Consider the following 16,263-nt stretch of genomic DNA (forward strand, 5'->3'; position numbering starts at 1 on the left):
GTGACCGCTCCCCAAGGCGCCGCTCCCGAGCGCACCTTCAGATCAGTGGCCCCCGTCATAGCCCTGTGCTGGCTCGTCGTCTTCTTCGACGGCATGGACGTCAACATCTACGGCGCCGTGATGCCGCACCTCATCGACGACAAGGGCTTCGGCTTCACCGCGTCGACCGCGGGCACCATCGGCTCCTGGACCACCTTCGGCATGCTCATCGGCGCCCTCGGCTGCGGCACGCTCACCGACTGGGTCGGCCGCAAGCCGATGGTGACGGGGAGCGTCGCGCTCTTCTCCCTCGGCTCCGCGGTCTGCGCGCTCGCGCCCACCGCCGCCGTCTTCGGCGGCGGACGGTTCATCGCCGGGCTCGGGCTCGGCGGCCTGATGCCGATCAGCCTCGCGATCGTCGCCGAGTTCGCGCCGCGGCGCAGGGCCGCGCTGGCCACCGGCCTGATGATGACCTCGTACCACGCGGGCGGCATGGCGGCCACGGGCCTCGGACTCTGGCTCGGGCCCGACCACGGCTGGCGCGTCGTCTTCTGGGCCGGCGTGATCCCCGCCGTCGTCGCCATCCCCCTCGTACTGAAGTGGCTGCCCGAATCGCCGGGCGTGCTCCTCGCCAAGGGCCGCGCGAGCGAGGCCGAGGCCGTCGCCGCCCGGTACCTGCTGCCGTCCCCGACGCTCGCCGAAGCCCCCGAGGCGGGCGCCAAGGGCCGCTTCGCCGCCGTCGCCTCGCTCTTCGGCCCCGGCCAGCGGTTCGCGACCCCGCTCCTGTGGCTCGCGTCCTTCGCCGGTCTGCTCCTCGTGTACGGGGTCTCCACCTGGCTCCCCGAGCTGATGCGTGCCTCCGGCTACTCGCTCTCCTCCTCCGTGACCTTCCTCATGGTGATCAACGCGGGCGGCATCGTGGGCATGCTGGTCGCGGGGCGGGCCGCCGACAAGTTCGGCGCCGTGCGGATCTCCGCGATCTGGTTCCTGCTCACCGCCTGCGGCACGTTCCTGCTCAGGGCGGAGCTGCCGCTCGGCGTCGCGTACGTGATCGTCTTCATGACCGGCATCTGGCTCTTCTCGGCGCAGGTGATGGTCTACGCCTCCGCCCCTTCCGTCTACACGCCCGCTCAGCGCGCCACGGGGCTCGGCTGGATCACCGGCGTCGGGCGCACCGGCGCGGTCGTCGGGCCGTGGCTGGGAGGCGCCGTCGTCTCCGGCGGAAACGCGTCACTCGGATTCACCACGTTCGCCGTGGCCGCCGTGCTCGGAGCCGTCGCGATCTCGCTGGTGCCACTCGTCCGGCGCAGCCGACGGACCCCGGCCGACGAGGGTGTATCCACCGCCTCACCGGGAACAGAGAGCACCGGGCCCGTCGTTCTTGGTCACAAGGAGGGAAAGATCCTCCCCAAGCACTAGGGTCTTCCTTTTGCCTACGCATTACTCTTGAGCCAAAGCCACGCCCGGTGGCCATGGAGGAGTGAAATGAGGAGCAGCAACCCGGTCTTCTCGCGACGGGGGTTCAGCCGCGACAACGGCTACGCGGGCTTCGGCACGCAGCCGCAGGCCGGGGGACCCGCGGGCGGGACACAGACCCAGCAGGGCAATCCGTACGCGACCGCGGGCCAGCAGGCCCCGGCCAATCCGTACGCGACGAACCCGTACGCCCAGCAGGACCTGCAGCACGGCGCGCCCCAGGCGCCCGTAACCACCGCAGGACGCATGACGATGGACGACGTCGTCATGCGCACCGCCACCACGCTCGGCACGCTCGTGGTCACGGCCGCGCTCGCCTGGGCGCTGCTGCCGGTGGACGACGCCAACATCAGCAAGTCGTTCGGCATCGCGATCGGCGCAGGCCTCGTCGCGATGGTGCTCGGCCTGGTGCAGGCCTTCAAGCGCAAGGCCTCGCCGCCGCTGATCCTGGCGTACGCCGCCCTGGAAGGTGTCTTCCTCGGCGTCGTCTCCAGCGTCGTCGACAACCGCATCGCGGACGGCGCGGCCATGCAGGCCGTGCTCGGCACGATGGCCGTCTTCGTCGGCGTCCTGATCGCCTACAAGGCGGGCTGGATCCGCGTCAACCGTCGCTTCTACGGCTTCGTGATGGCCGCGGCGATGGGCTTCCTGCTGCTGACCGCCGTGAACCTGCTGTTCGCGGTCTTCGGCGGCGGCGACGGCCTCGGCTTCCGCAGCGGCGGCCTCGGCATCGTCTTCGGCATCGTCGGCATCCTGCTCGGTGCGTGCTTCCTGGCCCTTGACTTCAAGCAGGTCGAGGACGGCATCGCGTACGGAGCGCCGAAGGAAGAGGCCTGGCTCGCGGCGTTCGGTCTGACGATGACGCTCGTCTGGATCTACCTCGAGTTCCTGCGTCTGATCGCCATCTTGCAGGGCAACGACTGACGCGTCTGACGCACCGGAGGGCCCCGCGGAACATGCGTTCCGCGGGGCCCTTCGCCGTGTGTGTGGGTGGGTGTGAGTGAGTGAGGGTGAGGGGGACAGGGGAGTCAGAGCAGCTTGCGCGCGGCCCGCCGCAAGTCGTACTCGTGAATGATTGCCTTGGCGTGCCCGTACGCCAGATTGTGTTCCGCGCGGAGCCAGCTGACCTTCTCTTCGAAGCGGAAGAGCGAAGGGCCTTCGTCTACGGCGCGAAGCCAGTCGGAGATCTCACGACCGGTGCAGTGGGGGATGCGGGCGATCAGATTGCGGTGGGTCTCCTCGGAGAAGACTTGGGACATCGGCGCCTCCGGACGCGTCGCGATGTGTTCCGTCCTTCACGACACCGTGCCTGAGCGTTGGGACGTTGGCAACAGTCCCGCCCAGGCGCATAAGGTCGCCGGGTGCTTGATACGACGCCTTTGACGGCCGCAGTGGACCAATTCGCCGACCGATTGCGGGCCGCCCCGCAGAGTCGCCTGCAGCGGGGGGCGGCGACCGAGGCGCTCGCTCTGGCCAGGGAACTGGCGGCGTGGGCGCAGCGGATCGAGGTACCGGACGCGGAGCCGCGGGAGATGCCGGACGCCGGGATGTTCGCGGCGGCCGACCAAATCACGGTCGCGGGGCGGGATTTGGCCCTTGTGCTCGAGGATTCCGGCCAGTTGGCCGAGGCACTGACACTCGTGGAGAAGGCGCAGAAGCGCGCCGGGGTGTGACGCGTGACCCCGGCGTGTGCCGGGGTCGCTTCGGTCAGACGGAGGCGATGACGCGGTCCGCCAGGATGTAGACGTTCTCGGTGCCGCACTCGAAGGTCAGGGCGTAGGCGCCGGAGACTCCGGAGCCGCCGAGCAGGACCGGGGTGTGGCCGTCGCGCAGGGCGTCGGACAGGAGCTCCGCGGTCTCGCGGTGGCCCGGGGTCATGCAGAGCGTCGTGCCGTCCGCGAAGACGTAGACGTCCAGCGTGCCGAGCGGGCCCGGGCGGACGTCGGCGAGCGCCGTGCGGGCGTCGGCCAGTTCCTCAAGACAGGCGACAGTGCGCTCGTGGTCGCCGTTGACGGGCGACTGCACCGGGACGAAATCCGGGTGCGAGGGGTGGCGGCGACGGGCTGCGGCCAGCTCCGGGGAGTCTCCCGCGAACTCGTCGGCCGGATCGCCGTACGGCTCGATGACCGGCTCCAGGCTGTCCGCCTCCAGGCCCGAGAAGTCCGCCTGGCGGGGCAGGAACAGCTCGTCGGCCATGTCGGAGAGTCCGGGCAGGCCGCTCAGGAGCGAGGGCGCGTCCGAGGCGTCACGGGCTTCCTGGGCGGCCCAGAAGGCCCGGGCCTCGGCCAGCTCGCGCTCCCGTTCCTCGGCGAGTGCCTCGGCGACAGCCGTGCGTATCTCGTCGGTGTCCGGAGTGGTGCGGGCGGCGGGCACCGCGGCGTGTGCGGTCGCCGAGTGGCTCTGGGCCAGCTCGGTTCGCAGGGCGGTAATTTCTGCGAGCTGCTTCCGAAGCCCGTGCACGGCGTGCAGGGCGGCGGCACTCACGGCCGTGGCAGCGGCCGTGGAGAGCAGCAAGGCAAGAGGCAAAGCGCTCACTGACGTACTCCCGGTTTCAAGTCGACCCCCGACTTCCTACATCAGCTTGAAGCCTGCACGATCCACCTGTCAGTGCATTACGTCACGAATTGGACAGGTCTTTCGGCCCGGTGTTTATCCACAGACATGCTCTGACCTGGGCATATGCATCTCCCCCAGGAGATAGGTCACATCCTGGGGGAGATTGAGTCACGAATCAATGGAGAGGCGGGGGTTCCGCAGGGGGCCGGAGGGTCAGCTGAGGCGCTCGATGACCATCGCCATGCCCTGTCCGCCGCCGACGCACATGGTCTCCAGACCGAACTGCTTGTCGTGGAACTGGAGGGAGTTGATGAGCGTGCCGGTGATGCGGGCGCCCGTCATGCCGAAGGGGTGGCCGACGGCGATGGCGCCGCCGTTGACGTTCAGCTTGTCGATCGGGATGTTCAGGTCGCGGTAGGAGGGGATCACCTGGGCGGCGAAGGCCTCGTTGATCTCGAAGAGGTCGATGTCGTCGACGGTGAGACCGGCGCGGGACAGGGCCTGCTTCGACGCCTCGACCGGGCCGAGGCCCATGATCTCGGGGGAGAGGCCGGTGACGCCGGTGGAGACGATGCGGGCCAGCGGGGTCAGGCCCAGCTCGCGGGCCTTGGTGTCGCTCATGATCACGAGGGCGGCGGCGCCGTCGTTGAGCGGGCAGCAGTTGGCGGCGGTGACGCGGCCGTCGGGGCGGAAGACGGGCTTGAGGCCCTGGACGCCTTCGAGGGTGACGCCGGCGCGGGGCCCGTCGTCCTTGCTGACGACGGTGCCGTCGGGGGTCGTCACCGGGGTGATCTCGCGCTCCCAGAAGCCGTTCTTGAGGGCTTCCTCGGCGAGGTTCTGGGACCGGACACCGAACTCGTCCATGTCCTGGCGGGTGACGCCCTTGGCGCGGGCCAGGTTCTCGGCGGTCTGGCCCATCGCGATGTACGCGTCCGGGATCAGGCCGTCCTGACGGGGGTCGTGCCAGGTGGAGCCCTCGCTCTTGGACACGGCCTCGGTGCGGGCCTCGGCGTCGGCGAAGAGGGGGTTGTGGGTGTCGGGGAGCCCGTCGCTCGACCCCTTCACGCTGCGGGACACCATCTCGACGCCCGCGGAGATGAAGACGTCGCCCTCGCCCGCCTTGATGGCGTGCAGGGCCATGCGGCTCGTCTGCAGGGAGGAGGAGCAGTAGCGGGTGATGGTGCAGCCCGGCAGGTGGTCCATGCCCATCTGTACGGCGACGATGCGGCCGAGGTTGTGCCCCTGCTCGCCGCCCGGCAGACCACAGCCGAGCATCAGGTCGTCGATGTCCCTCGGGTCGAGACCCGGCACCTTGGCGAGGGCGGCCTCGATGATCGTGGCGGTCAGGTCGTCGGGGCGCAGATCCTTCAGGGAGCCCTTGAAGGCGCGACCGATCGGGGTGCGGGCGGCGGAGACGATCACGGCTTCGGGCATGTGGGGCTCCATTGGCGAGGGGGCAGGACTCCCTGGGAAGTTACCTGCACGTATCGCGATCAGTCATCGGGCGGGGACTGTGATGCGGGCCGCATTTTTCTAAGCGCTTGCTCAGTCTGGCGGGGGCGCCTTGGGGGGCCTGTGGTGCCGCCGGGGGTCCCACCTGCCGTGGTGGCTCCTACCTCGGTGGGCCTGTCCCGCCGCTGCGCGGCGAATGTCCCCCACCCACCCACCCGATTGCCCGGCGGGTCTTACCTGCTCCCGCCTGCTTCTGCGGCTCTTCCTGTCCCGCCGCTGCGCGGCGGATGTTCCCCGCCCGCCCACCCGATTGCCCGGCAGGTGTCTTACCTGCTCCCGCCTGTCTCTGCGGTTCTTCTTGTCCCGCCGCTGCGCGGCGGATGTTCCCCGCCCGCCCGCCCGATTGCCCGGCAGGTGTCTTACCTGCTTCCGTCTGCTTCTGCGGTGCTTCTTGTCCTGCCGCTGCGCGGCGGATGTTCCCCGCCCGCCCGCCCGATTGCCCGGCAGGTGTCTCACCCGCTCCCGCCCGCCTGTTCCCCCCTGCAGCTGCTCTTGGCGACGATCTCGCTCCGGGGTAAACGGGTGGGTGGGAGGGAGACATCCGGCGCGAAGCGGCGGGCCAGTGTGTGGCGACCCGCAGACACCCACCGGCGTGGCGGGGCGAGCGCCCCGCAGGCCCGCCCCGGCGGCATCGCCGGGCCAGCAATCCCCCCCAGCCCCCCCCGCAGGGCTACTGCGGCAGCGGTGAAGGGTCCGGCGCGTGGTGGATGCGCCGGCGGCGGCGGCGCTTGAGCAGGGCCCAGGGGCCGCGGGGCCCCGTGGGCATCGCCGCGGCCACCTCCGTGCCACCCTCCGACGCGGCCTGCGCAGCCGCACGGGCCACCGGCAGGAACCCTTCGCGCCGCGACACGTCGGGGCGCTCCTCCTCCGGCCACAGCCCCAGCGCAGCGCACAGCGTCGGCAGCACCGCCATCGCCGCCGTCGCGTACCCCTCCGCGGAGGGGTGGTAGTTGTCGGGACCGAACAGCTCCCGCGGATTCGCCAGGAACTCGGGGCCAAGCAGGTCCCCGAGCGACACCGTCCGCCCGCCCTGCTCGACCACGCCGATCGTCTGCGCGGCGGCCAGCTGCCGCGACACCCGCCGCGCCATCCACCGCAGGGGTTGGTACACGTTCTCGACCGTCCCCAGGTCCGGGCACGTCCCGACCACCACCTCCGCCCCGGCCGTACGCAGCCTGCGCACCGCCGCCGCCAGATGGCGCACGGAGCGCGTCGCCGGCATCCGGTGCGTCACGTCGTTCGCGCCGATCATCACGACGCAGACGTCGGGGACCCAGGACGAGGGGTCGGACAGGATCAGCGTGACCTGGCGGTCCAAGTCGTCCGACTGGGCGCCGGGAAGCGCCACGTTCCGCAGCTCCACCGGCCGCTCGGCCACCGCGGCGAGCCCCGCCGCGAGCAGCGCGGCGGGAGTCTGCCGGGCCCGGTGCACCCCCTGGCCCGCGGCGGTCGAATCGCCGAGCATCGCGAACCGCAAGGGCTCCGCGCCCTCGGGCCCGTCCGCGAACCCCCAGCCGTAGCGTCCGTCCGCCCGCGGTGGAGCCGGATGCTCCCCGCTGTTCCCGACGGACCGCTTCGCCAGCTGCACCTCGGCGAGGACCACTCCCACGGTCGCCGCCCCGAGCAGCCCGATACCTCCGCCGCCGTAAGCCGCGCCCGCAGCAATCCGCCGCGCCACCCTCGCCCTCGACATGCCCTGCAGCCACCTCCTCGTAGCCATACCGCCCTACATCAACTCATTGCCCCGTAAGGACGGTCGGCCAATCGCGGGTGAAGGTGAACGACTGAACGGGAACTGAACGGGACCCTTAGTCTGACGACACCCATTCGTCGCACTACATCGCAGCCCGGAGACAACGGTGCAATTCCACGACTCGATGATCAGTCTCGTCGGCAACACCCCGCTGGTGAGGCTCAACAACGTGACCACGGGCATTCAGGCGACCGTCCTGGCCAAGGTCGAGTACTTCAACCCCGGCGGTTCCGTGAAGGACCGCATCGCGCTGCGCATGATCGAGGCGGCCGAGCAGAGCGGGGAGCTCAAGCCCGGCGGCACGATCGTCGAGCCGACGTCCGGCAACACCGGGGTCGGGCTCGCCATCGTGGCCCAGCAGAAGGGCTACAAGTGCATCTTCGTCTGCCCGGACAAGGTTTCCCTGGACAAGATCAATGTGCTGCGGGCCTACGGCGCCGACGTCGTCGTCTGCCCCACGGCGGTTGATCCCGAGCACCCGGACTCGTACTACAACGTCTCCGACCGCCTCGTGCGCGAGACCCCCGGTGCCTGGAAGCCCGACCAGTACAGCAACCCGAACAACCCCCTCTCCCACTACCACTCCACCGGCCCTGAGCTGTGGGAGCAGACGGAAGGGAAGATCACCCACTTTGTGACCGGCATCGGGACCGGCGGCACCATTTCCGGGACCGGTGGGTATCTCAAGGAGATCTCGAAGGGTGCGGTCACCGTCGTCGGTGCCGACCCCGAGGGGTCCGTGTACTCCGGCGGCTCCGGGCGGCCCTACCTCGTCGAGGGCGTCGGTGAGGACTTCTGGCCGACGGCGTACGACCGGAACGTGACCGACGAGATCATCGCGGTGTCCGACAAGGACTCCTTCCAGATGACGCGGCGGCTCGCGAAGGAGGAGGGGCTGCTCGTCGGCGGGTCCTGCGGGATGGCCGTCGTGGCCGCGCTGCGGGTCGCCGAGCGGCTCGGTCCCGATGATGTCGTCGTCGTGCTCCTGCCCGATTCCGGGCGCGGCTACATGAGCAAGATCTTCAGCGATGAGTGGATGAACGACTACGGGTTCCTGGAGCAGGCAGGCGACGCGCCTCGCGTCGGTGACGTACTGCGCCGCAAGGAGGGTGGCGAGCTGCCCTCACTCGTCCACATGCACCCGGAGGAGACGGTCGGCGAGGCCATCGACGTACTGCGTGAGTACGGCGTCTCGCAGATGCCCATCGTGAAGCCGGGCGCGGGCCACCCGGACGTGATGGCGGCCGAGGTCATCGGCTCCGTCGTCGAACGCGAGCTCCTGGACGCGCTGTTCACGCAGCGGGCCTCGCTCTCCGACCCGCTGGAGAAGCACATGTCGGACCCGCTGCCGCAGGTCGGCTCCGGTGAGCCGGTCGCCGACCTGATGTCGGTGCTCGGCGGGGCCGACGCGGCGATCGTCCTGGTCGAGGGCAAGCCGACCGGTGTGGTGAGCCGTCAGGACCTGCTGGCCTTCCTCGCGGAGCAGCAGGGGCAGTAGCCGCCGGGTTCGCCGGGAGCCGTGTGTGGTGAGCCGTGGGGCGTGGGACGTGGGGCGAACTTCGCGGAAGTGGTACGAGCGCGTCACGTCCGCGCAGCACCCGCTTAACACGGCTCCGGCACATTGGTTGTTGTCGGCGTACAGGAACTCCGGAGCGGCTCCCGGACCTCTGAACGCCTGGACGCGAGGCCCGGTCCTGACCCGGCACGCGTCCCTCGCGGGGACCGCCGTCGTCCCGCCCCCTGGGAAACCGGGGGTGCGGCGGTCCCCGCGCATGAACTTCGTATACGTCTGCCGGAACGCGTCTGCCGGAACGCGTCTGCGGAACACCTGCGTACGTCCGAGCGGCGCGTGATGTCCCGTCAGTTCAGCTCGTCGCGGGCACTCCGGGTTCCACCACCAGGCCCCGCCCCGTCCCCTCGATCAGCTCGACGTACGCGCGGACCACCTCGGCCACCGGCGTCCCCTGCGCCCCGTCGCGCCCCATCTTCTCCAGGGTCTCGGCGACCCACCCCGGGCTGACGGAGTTCAGCCGGATCCCGCGCGGCATCTCGGCCGCCGCGGTCGGCACGAAGTGGCCGAGGCCTCCGTTGACCAGGGCGGCGAACGAGAGGCCGGGCTCGGAGAACGTCGAGATGCCGTTGGTGAGGGTGAGCGAGCCGCCGTCGGCGATGCGGTGCGCCGCACGGCGTGTGAGGTGGATCTGGCCCAGCATCTTGCCTTCGAGGCCCCGGAAGTAGTCCTCGTCGGACGAGGCGTCGATCCGCGCGATCTGCCCGCTCCCGGCGACCGCGACCACCGCGTCGACGGTCCCGACCGCGTCGAACATCTCGTCGATCGACTCCGGCCGCGCCAGATCCACCACGACAGGACCGCGCCGCGACGCCCGGACGACCTCGTGGCCGCCGCTCGCCTCAAGGGTCTCGGAGAGCGCGGATCCGATGGTGCCGCTTGCACCGATGACGACGATCTTCATGGGGTCCCGTCTCCTGGGCGTTGAGCAGTACTGAGTTGAGCAGCACTGAGGTGCTGAACTGGTCTTCGTTCAGGTTCGGGGGAGCGCGTCACCGCGTCCAATACCTGTCGTCATAACCACGGGGGATGACCTTCGGCGCGGGCCTCGGTGTGGGCTTTCAGTACCCCTGGATCTTCGCCGCCGCATGGCTCACCGCCACCGTGTGCGTGACCCAGCCGCCCGTGGTCGTCCGGAGGTGGAGCTGGAAGGCCGTCGGCTCGGGTGCGTAGCCCATGGTGTCGTCCGTGCTCAGCGCGAGGGCGCTCTGGAGGTACGTCGACGGGGCGGTCGACAGGGTCGTGCCCGCGTAGCCGCCGGTGATCGGGCGGTGGACGTGGCCCGCGAGGACCCGGACCACGTGGGGGTGGCGGGCCACCACCTCCGTTAGGGCGTCGCCGTCCGTGAGGCGCATGCCGTCCAGGTACGGGATGCCGATGGCCGTCGGCGGGTGATGTACGCAGACCAGGGCGGGGATCTCGGGACGGGCCGTCAACTGTTCGTCCAGCCAGGTGAGTTGGGCCTCGCCCAGGTGGCCGTGTCCGGCGCCGGGGACGTTCGAGTCCAGGGCTATCAGCGTCAGGTCGTCGTACTCGACTGTGTAGTGCGTGGCGTGTGTTCCGCCGAGGTGTGCCGTGCCGCCGAACGTCTTGGCCAGGGCCGCCGGGTCGTCGTGGTTGCCGGTCGTCAGGTGCAGGGGCAGCGGGAAGCCCGCGATGAGTTCGCGCAGCTGCTCGTACTCGTCGGGGTGGCCGTGTTCCGTCAGGTCGCCGGTGAGCACCACGCAGGTGGGCCGGGGTTCCAGGGCGAGGACGCGGGCGAGCGCGCGGCGCAGGCCGGCCGCCGGTTCGGCGGCCAGCGGGCCGGTGGTGAGGTGCAGGTCACTGAGGTGTGCGACAGAGGTGGTCATGAGGGCACGGTCCGCCCTGAGCGGCGGGTCGCGCCACCGGTCCTGCTGACAGCAGAACCCCGGCCGTCAGTGACCCGGGGGGCAGAACCTCAGTCGTCCCACTCCGACTTCCGCTCGCGCTCCCTGCGGCCGCGCCCGAAGTTCATGCCCCGCATCGAATGCACCGCGTTCACGCCGACGATGCCGCCCCAGGTGACGAAGAGGCCGGGCAGGTCGGCGTTGACCACGCCGATCGCCGAGAGCGGGATCGCGAGGATCAGCGAGACGATGCCGAAGCCGAAGCGCTCGCCCCAGGAGTCCACGGCGCCGTTCGGTGCGCGGGAGCCGCGGGCGACGACCATCTGCTGCTCGGCCATGTGCCGGCGCATCCGCCGGTCGATGGTGCCGTCCAGGCGCTGCTCGACCTTTCCGAGGAAAGAGTCGACCAGCGCGGACTCATACTCTTCGCCTAGCTCTCTGCGGGCGTGCAGAGTGGCGTCGAGTTCTTTTTTGAGTTCGGCGTCACGGGCTTCCATAGTCTTTTACGTTACGCAGCCGACGCGGGCGTGACAGTGGGGCTATCCCCCCTTTCTGGCTCCGCCGGGATGTGCGACGTGTCGCGGCGGGCCAGGAGCCAGTACAGGGCCGCGGGGACCACCAGACCCACGATCCACGAGATGTCCGCGCCGCCAAGGGGCTCCACCAGCGGGCCGGTGTAGAAGTGCGTCACCAGGAAGGGGAGCTGGGCGAGCAGCCCCACTCCGTAGACCGTCAGCGCGTCCCAGCGCCAGGCTCCGTAGCGGCCGTGGGGGTCGGAGAGCGCCGGGATGTCGTAGCGCTCCTTGGAGATCAGGTAGTAGTCGACCAGGTTGATCGCCGACCACGGTGTGAAGAACGTCAGCAGGAACAGCAGGAAGTCCTTGAAGGACGTCAGGAAGCTGTCCTTGCCGAGCAGCGCCACCACCGTGCCCGCCACCATGATCAGCGCGATGTACGCCGCCCTGCCGCGCGGCGAGAGCGTCTTCTGGCCGCGGAATCCGCTGATGCTGGTCACCATCGACATGAAGCCGCCGTAGGTGTTGAGCACGTTGATCGTCAGCTTGCCCAGCGCGATCACGAAGTAGAGGAAGGACGCGATGAGGCCCGCGCCGCCCAGGCCGACCACGTATCCGACCTGGTTGGCGAGGAACGCGTCGCCCGCGGTCGCCGCCACGAGCACGCCGAAGGTCATCGACCACTGGGAGCCGAGCGCGGAGCCGGACAGGGTCCACCAGAACGTGGCCCGCCCCGATGTCGTACGCGGCAGATAGCGCGAGTAGTCCGCGACGTACGGTCCGAAGGCGAGCTGCCAGGACGCCGAGAGGGAGACCGCGAGCAGGAACATCGGCAGGTCGAAGTGCGCGTCGCCGAGCAGTGCCGATATGTCCACGCGGTCCAGGAGGCGGATGCCCAGGTAGATGAAGGCGAGCGCGCAGATCACGCTCGCCACCCGGCCAAGGACGTGGATCACGCGGTAGCCGACCGCCGCCACCACCGCGGTGATCACCGCGAAGATGATGATGCCGGTGGTGTCGTTCGTGTGCGTGAGCTGGGCCGTGGCCTGTCCGGCGAGGACGCTGCCGCTGGCGAAGAAGCCGACGTACATGAGGATGACGAGCAGGAGCGGCACGACCGCGCCGCGCACCCCGAACTGGGCGCGGGACTGGATCATCTGGGGCAGGCCCAGCTTCGGTCCCTGGGCCGAGTGCAGGGCCATGACCGCGCCGCCGAGCAGATTGCCGAGCAGCAGGCCGATCACCGACCACACCACATCGCCCCCGAAGACGACGGCGAGCGCGCCCGTGACGACCGCGGTGATCTGCAGGTTGGCACCGAGCCAGAGGGTGAACTGGCTGAACGCCGTGCCGTGCCGTTCGTCGTCGGGGACGACGTCGATGGAGCGCCGCTCCACGAGAGTGTCTGCCATGATCCGGTGAACTCCCTGCTGCTGTACGAACTGCCTTTGGTCGGCTGCTTGTTGCTGTCGGCTACTTCTTGCTGATCCCGTGCCGCGCCGCCCAGTCGTTCGCGACGTCCTCCGGGTCCTTCTTGTCCTTGTCCACCAGGCGGTTGAGCTCGGTGAGGTCCTTGGTCGTCAGCGCGTTGCCGAGGCGGCCGAGCGCCGCACGGACCGTCGAGTCGGCCTTGCGGTCGGCGATGAGCGGGACGACGTGCTGGCCGGGGATCAGGTTCTTGGGGTCGGTGAGCACGACCCACTTCTCGGCGACGATGTCGGTGTCGGTGGTGAAGAGGTTCGCGACGTCGACGTCGCCCTTCTTCAGGGCGCCCTTCACCAGCGGACCCGAGGAGTCGAGGGACTTGAACTCCTTGAACTCGACTCCGTAGACGTCCTTGAGGCCGACCGAGCCGACCGTGCGCTTCTTGACCTCGGGCGCGGCGCCGATGACGAGCTTGCCGTTGTGCTTCGCGAGGTCCGCGAGGGACTTGAGGCCGTACTCCTCGGCGGTCTCGCGGGTGACGACGAAGGCGTCGGAGTCCTCGGCCTTGCCGTAGGGCAGGATCTGCAGGCCGCGGGGCAGGACCATGGCGAGTGCGTTCTGCATCTCGCCCTCCTCCGTGGCCTTCGCCTTGGCGTCGAGGTAGTGCAGGAGCGCGCCCTGGTACTCGGGCAGGAGGTCGATGTCGCCGCCCTTGAGGGCGGGGATGAGGATCTCGCGGGTGCCGAGGTTGGGGCGGACGGTCGTCTTCACGCCTTCCGCTTCGAGCGCGGCGGCGTAGAGGTAGCCGAGGACCTGGTTCTCGGTGAAGTTGGCGGTGCCGATGGTGACGCCGTTCTTGCTGGAGCCACCGCCTGTGCCGCCGGAGCCCTGCCCGTCGAGGGAGGTGATGCCGCCGCTGCAGGCGGCGAGCGCGGGGACGGACGCGGCGGCGAAGAGTCCGCCGAGGAGTGTCCTGCGGTTCATGGGGGCCATCTGGTGTGCTCCTAGGCCGACTTGGCGGGGCGGTGGCGGAAGAGGGCGCGCTGCAGTCCGGAGAGCGCGAGGTCGAGTACGACGGCGACGAGCGCCACGAGGACCGCGCCGCCGAGCACCTGTACGAGGTCGCGCTGGGCGAGCCCGTCGAAGACGTACCTGCCGAGCCCGCCGAAGGAGACGTACGCGGCGATGGTGGCGGTCGCGACGACCTGGATGAGCGCGAGCCTCAGCCCGGTCATGATCAGGGGGAGCGCGAGGGGCAGTTCGACCTGGAAGAGGACCTGGTGCCAGCGCATGCCCTGGCCGCGCGCGGCGTCCCGCACCTCCGGGTCGACGGCGGTCATCCCGGCGTACGTGTTGGTCACGATGGACGGCACCGCGAGGGCGACGAGCGCGATGTAGACGGGCCACATCGACAGGCCGCTGGCGAGGAAGACCAGCACGACGAGGCCGACCGTGGGCAGCGCGCGCCCGAAGCTGGAGAGGTTGATGGCGAGGAAGGCGCCGCGCCCGGTGTGCCCGATGAGCAGGCCGACCGGAAGGGCGATGGCGGCGGCGATGAGGGTCGCGAGCAGCGAGTACTGGAGGTGCTCGGCGAGGCGGGTCCCGATGCCGTCGGACCCGGCCCACTGCTCGCCGTTGACCAGCCAGGCGCCGAGGTCCTTGAAGAGTTCGTACATGTCACGCGCTCCTCTTGCGGCGGGTCCAGGGCGTCAGGACGTACTGGAGGGTGACGAGCAGCGCGTCCGCGACGAGCGCGAGGAGCAGGGTCAGGACGACGCCGACGATGACGGGGGTGGGGAAGTTGCGCTGAAACCCGTCCGTGAAGAGCTGTCCGAGGCCGCCGTCGCCGATGTAGGTCGCGACGGAGACGAGGGAGATCGCCATGACCGTCGCGATCCGTACGCCCGCCATGATCACCGGGAGCGCGAGGGGGAGCTCGACGGTGAGGAGGGTGCGCAGGGGCCGGGTGCCCATGGCCTTCGCGGCTTCCTTGGTCTTGGCGGGGACGGAGTCCAGGCCCTCGACGGTGTTCCGCAGGAGCACGACGAGCGTGTAGATCGTCAGGCCGATGACGGTGGTGGTGCGGGTGAGCCCGCTGACCGGCAGGAGCAGCACGAAGACGGCGATGGACGGGATGGTGAAGAGGATGTTCGACAGGCCGAGGAGCAGTCCGCGCAGGGGGCGCACGCGGTGGGCGACGACGGCCAGGGGGAGCGAGATGAGCAGGCCGAGGAGTACGGCGGTGAGGGCGGCCTGGAGGTGGGAGAGGGTGAGGGTGGTGAGGTCGTCGGTGTGGTCGGATATCCACGACCAGTCGACGCTCACGTTGTGCGCTTTGCGGTAGCGGGTGCAGGGGTGGTTTCCGTGGGTTCTCCGTCGGGACCGCCGTCCTGGGTTGCTCGCGCAGTTCCCACCGGCCCGCAGACTGCCCGACCCCTCTCGTGCGCCGCGCCCGCCCGGTCGTGGATGTCCTCCCGCGACGTCACCCCGGTCAGGCTGCCCGTCTCGTCGACCCGGGCCACCAGGCCGGTCGGGGCGGACAGGGACTCGTTGAGGGCGGCCAGCAGCGAGTCCGTGTCGCGCAGGGGGCGTACGGGGACGTCCGTCGCGGCGCCGTCCTTGTGCCGCCAGGCGACCGGCGCCCCAGCCGAGTCCAGCCGCAGCGTCCAGGCGCCGCCCTCCGGAGCCGGGGCCTGCGGGACCTCGGCAAGTGTCGTCAGGGAGAGCAGCTTGAGGCCGCGCTCCGCGCCCAGGAAGTCCGCGACGAAGTCGTCCGCCGGGCGGGCCAGGAGCTCGGCGGGGCTCGCGCACTGGACGAGGTGGCCGCCGGTGCGGAAGACGGCTATGCGGTCGCCGAGCCTGACCGCCTCGTCGATGTCGTGCGTGACGAAGACGATGGTCTTGTTCAACTCCCGCTGGAGGCGCAGGAGTTCGTCCTGGAGCTGGGTGCGGACCACGGGGTCGACCGCGCCGAACGGCTCGTCCATCAGGAGCACCGGCGGGTCGGCGGCCAGTGCGCGGGCCACGCCGACGCGCTGCTGCTGGCCGCCGGAGAGCTGGTGCGGGTAGCGCTTCCCGGCGTCGGCGGCGAGGCCGACCGTGTCCAGGAGCTCCGCCGCCCGCGCCCTCGCCTTCTTGCGGCCCCAGCCGAGCAGCAGCGGCACGGTGGCGATGTTGTCCAGGACGGTGCGGTGCGGGAAGAGCCCCGACTGCTGGATCACGTACCCGATGGAGCGGCGCAGCTCGGCGGCGTCCTGCTCCAGGACGTCCTTGCCGCCCACCCTGATCGTCCCGGAGGTCGGATCGACCATCCGGTTGATCATGCGGAGCGTCGTCGTCTTGCCGCAACCGGAAGATCCGACGAGGACGGTCACGCCCCCTTCCGGCATCTCAAGTGTGAGGTCGTCGACCGCGGTTGTGCCGTTCGGGAAGCGCTTGTGGACCGTATCGAATTGGATCATGAGGAGTCCCTTGCCCGGCTGTATATCGTCATGCAGAGTTCTCGTTGACTGAATAGATTGTCAATAGCTTGTCCACGCCCCGGCGTAAATCACTGGTTACGAGTGGCCGCAGGGCAAGACGGAGCGTCCGGGTTGAGGAGGAATTACG

16 protein-coding genes are annotated in these 16,263 nt (G+C 70.0%); 4 read left to right on the forward strand and 12 right to left on the reverse strand.

Features of this window, described 5'->3' with window-relative positions:
* Together M4V62_RS25125 and M4V62_RS25130 are read left to right on the forward strand one after the other, a co-directional pair.
* Positions 1-1,398 (forward strand): MFS transporter, encoded by a 1,398-nt coding sequence (locus tag M4V62_RS25125; RefSeq protein WP_249589485.1) that lies wholly within the window; start codon positions 1-3, stop codon positions 1,396-1,398.
* 66 nt (positions 1,399-1,464) lie between these two features.
* Entirely contained in the window at positions 1,465-2,379 is a 915-nt protein-coding gene (locus tag M4V62_RS25130; protein WP_249589486.1) for a Bax inhibitor-1/YccA family protein, read from the forward strand.
* Positions 2,380-2,483: 104 nt separating this feature from the next.
* On the opposite strand, the gene M4V62_RS25135 is transcribed toward M4V62_RS25130, so the two are convergent.
* Positions 2,484-2,714 carry a DUF4287 domain-containing protein gene (locus tag M4V62_RS25135; RefSeq protein WP_160505450.1) on the reverse strand — a complete coding sequence of 77 codons (231 nt, stop codon included), beginning with the start codon at positions 2,712-2,714 and terminating at the stop codon, positions 2,484-2,486.
* A gap of 102 nt (positions 2,715-2,816) precedes the next feature.
* Here M4V62_RS25135 and M4V62_RS25140 point away from each other — a divergent pair, with 102 nt between their 5' ends.
* Positions 2,817-3,128 (forward strand): hypothetical protein, encoded by a 312-nt coding sequence (locus M4V62_RS25140; RefSeq protein ID WP_249589487.1) that lies wholly within the window; start codon positions 2,817-2,819, stop codon positions 3,126-3,128.
* A gap of 34 nt (positions 3,129-3,162) precedes the next feature.
* On the opposite strand, the gene M4V62_RS25145 is transcribed toward M4V62_RS25140, so the two are convergent.
* From M4V62_RS25145 to M4V62_RS25155, 3 genes are all read right to left on the reverse strand, one after another.
* Positions 3,163-3,990 (reverse strand): hypothetical protein, encoded by an 828-nt coding sequence (locus M4V62_RS25145; protein WP_249589488.1) that lies wholly within the window; start codon positions 3,988-3,990, stop codon positions 3,163-3,165.
* Positions 3,991-4,224: 234 nt separating this feature from the next.
* The gene (locus M4V62_RS25150; RefSeq protein WP_249589489.1) at positions 4,225-5,445 is read right to left on the reverse strand and encodes an acetyl-CoA C-acetyltransferase; all 1,221 of its coding nucleotides are present in this window, start codon (positions 5,443-5,445) and stop codon (positions 4,225-4,227) included.
* A 748-nt stretch (positions 5,446-6,193) separates the two neighbouring features.
* Complete coding sequence (locus tag M4V62_RS25155; RefSeq protein ID WP_249589490.1) at positions 6,194-7,216, reverse strand: SGNH/GDSL hydrolase family protein; 1,023 nt, start codon at positions 7,214-7,216, stop codon at positions 6,194-6,196.
* A 166-nt stretch (positions 7,217-7,382) separates the two neighbouring features.
* Between M4V62_RS25155 and M4V62_RS25160 the strand changes: the two genes are divergently transcribed.
* Complete coding sequence (locus M4V62_RS25160) at positions 7,383-8,774, forward strand: cystathionine beta-synthase (protein WP_249589491.1); 1,392 nt, start codon at positions 7,383-7,385, stop codon at positions 8,772-8,774.
* 367 nt (positions 8,775-9,141) lie between these two features.
* On the opposite strand, the gene M4V62_RS25165 is transcribed toward M4V62_RS25160, so the two are convergent.
* The 8 genes from M4V62_RS25165 to M4V62_RS25200 all read right to left on the reverse strand — a co-directional run bounded on the left by M4V62_RS25165 (position 9,142) and on the right by M4V62_RS25200 (position 16,115).
* Complete coding sequence (locus tag M4V62_RS25165; RefSeq protein ID WP_249589492.1) at positions 9,142-9,750, reverse strand: short chain dehydrogenase; 609 nt, start codon at positions 9,748-9,750, stop codon at positions 9,142-9,144.
* A 157-nt stretch (positions 9,751-9,907) separates the two neighbouring features.
* Entirely contained in the window at positions 9,908-10,696 is a 789-nt protein-coding gene (locus M4V62_RS25170) for a phosphodiesterase (RefSeq protein WP_249589493.1), read from the reverse strand.
* 89 nt (positions 10,697-10,785) lie between these two features.
* Positions 10,786-11,211: a hypothetical protein gene (locus M4V62_RS25175; protein ID WP_249589494.1), complete on the reverse strand. Its 426-nt coding sequence runs from the start codon at positions 11,209-11,211 to the stop codon at positions 10,786-10,788.
* Between the two features lie 11 nt (positions 11,212-11,222).
* Positions 11,223-12,641 (reverse strand): purine-cytosine permease family protein, encoded by a 1,419-nt coding sequence (locus tag M4V62_RS25180; protein WP_249589495.1) that lies wholly within the window; start codon positions 12,639-12,641, stop codon positions 11,223-11,225.
* Between the two features lie 61 nt (positions 12,642-12,702).
* Positions 12,703-13,638: an ABC transporter substrate-binding protein gene (locus M4V62_RS25185; protein ID WP_249592981.1), complete on the reverse strand. Its 936-nt coding sequence runs from the start codon at positions 13,636-13,638 to the stop codon at positions 12,703-12,705.
* A gap of 20 nt (positions 13,639-13,658) precedes the next feature.
* Positions 13,659-14,330, reverse strand: a complete 672-nt coding sequence (locus M4V62_RS25190) for an ABC transporter permease (protein ID WP_249589496.1) — start codon at positions 14,328-14,330, stop codon at positions 13,659-13,661.
* A gap of 1 nt (position 14,331) precedes the next feature.
* Positions 14,332-14,979: an ABC transporter permease gene (locus M4V62_RS25195; RefSeq protein ID WP_249589497.1), complete on the reverse strand. Its 648-nt coding sequence runs from the start codon at positions 14,977-14,979 to the stop codon at positions 14,332-14,334.
* Positions 14,976-16,115, reverse strand: a complete 1,140-nt coding sequence (locus M4V62_RS25200) for an ABC transporter ATP-binding protein (RefSeq protein WP_249589498.1) — start codon at positions 16,113-16,115, stop codon at positions 14,976-14,978. Before M4V62_RS25200 ends, M4V62_RS25195 begins: the two co-directional genes overlap by 4 nt.
* Positions 16,116-16,263 lie beyond the last annotated feature (148 nt).

The sequence above is a fragment of the Streptomyces durmitorensis genome (assembly GCF_023498005.1).
Lineage (GTDB): Bacteria > Actinomycetota > Actinomycetes > Streptomycetales > Streptomycetaceae > Streptomyces > Streptomyces durmitorensis.

Bases quoted from the DNA above. Each gene is read 5' to 3' on its own strand.
- M4V62_RS25155 (WP_249589490.1), bottom strand. From the start codon at position 7,216: ATGTCGAGGGCGAGGGTGGCGCGGCGGATTGCTGCGGGCGCGGCTTAC.
- M4V62_RS25180 (WP_249589495.1), bottom strand. From the start codon at position 12,641: ATGGCAGACACTCTCGTGGAGCGGCGCTCCATCGACGTCGTCCCCGAC.
- M4V62_RS25165 (WP_249589492.1), bottom strand. From the start codon at position 9,750: ATGAAGATCGTCGTCATCGGTGCAAGCGGCACCATCGGATCCGCGCTC.
- M4V62_RS25185 (WP_249592981.1), bottom strand. From the start codon at position 13,638: ATGAACCGCAGGACACTCCTCGGCGGACTCTTCGCCGCCGCGTCCGTC.
- M4V62_RS25170 (WP_249589493.1), bottom strand. From the start codon at position 10,696: ATGACCACCTCTGTCGCACACCTCAGTGACCTGCACCTCACCACCGGC.
- M4V62_RS25190 (WP_249589496.1), bottom strand. From the start codon at position 14,330: ATGTACGAACTCTTCAAGGACCTCGGCGCCTGGCTGGTCAACGGCGAG.
- M4V62_RS25200 (WP_249589498.1), bottom strand. From the start codon at position 16,115: ATGATCCAATTCGATACGGTCCACAAGCGCTTCCCGAACGGCACAACC.
- M4V62_RS25135 (WP_160505450.1), bottom strand. From the start codon at position 2,714: ATGTCCCAAGTCTTCTCCGAGGAGACCCACCGCAATCTGATCGCCCGC.
- M4V62_RS25130 (WP_249589486.1), top strand. From the start codon at position 1,465: ATGAGGAGCAGCAACCCGGTCTTCTCGCGACGGGGGTTCAGCCGCGAC.
- M4V62_RS25175 (WP_249589494.1), bottom strand. From the start codon at position 11,211: ATGGAAGCCCGTGACGCCGAACTCAAAAAAGAACTCGACGCCACTCTG.
- M4V62_RS25150 (WP_249589489.1), bottom strand. From the start codon at position 5,445: ATGCCCGAAGCCGTGATCGTCTCCGCCGCCCGCACCCCGATCGGTCGC.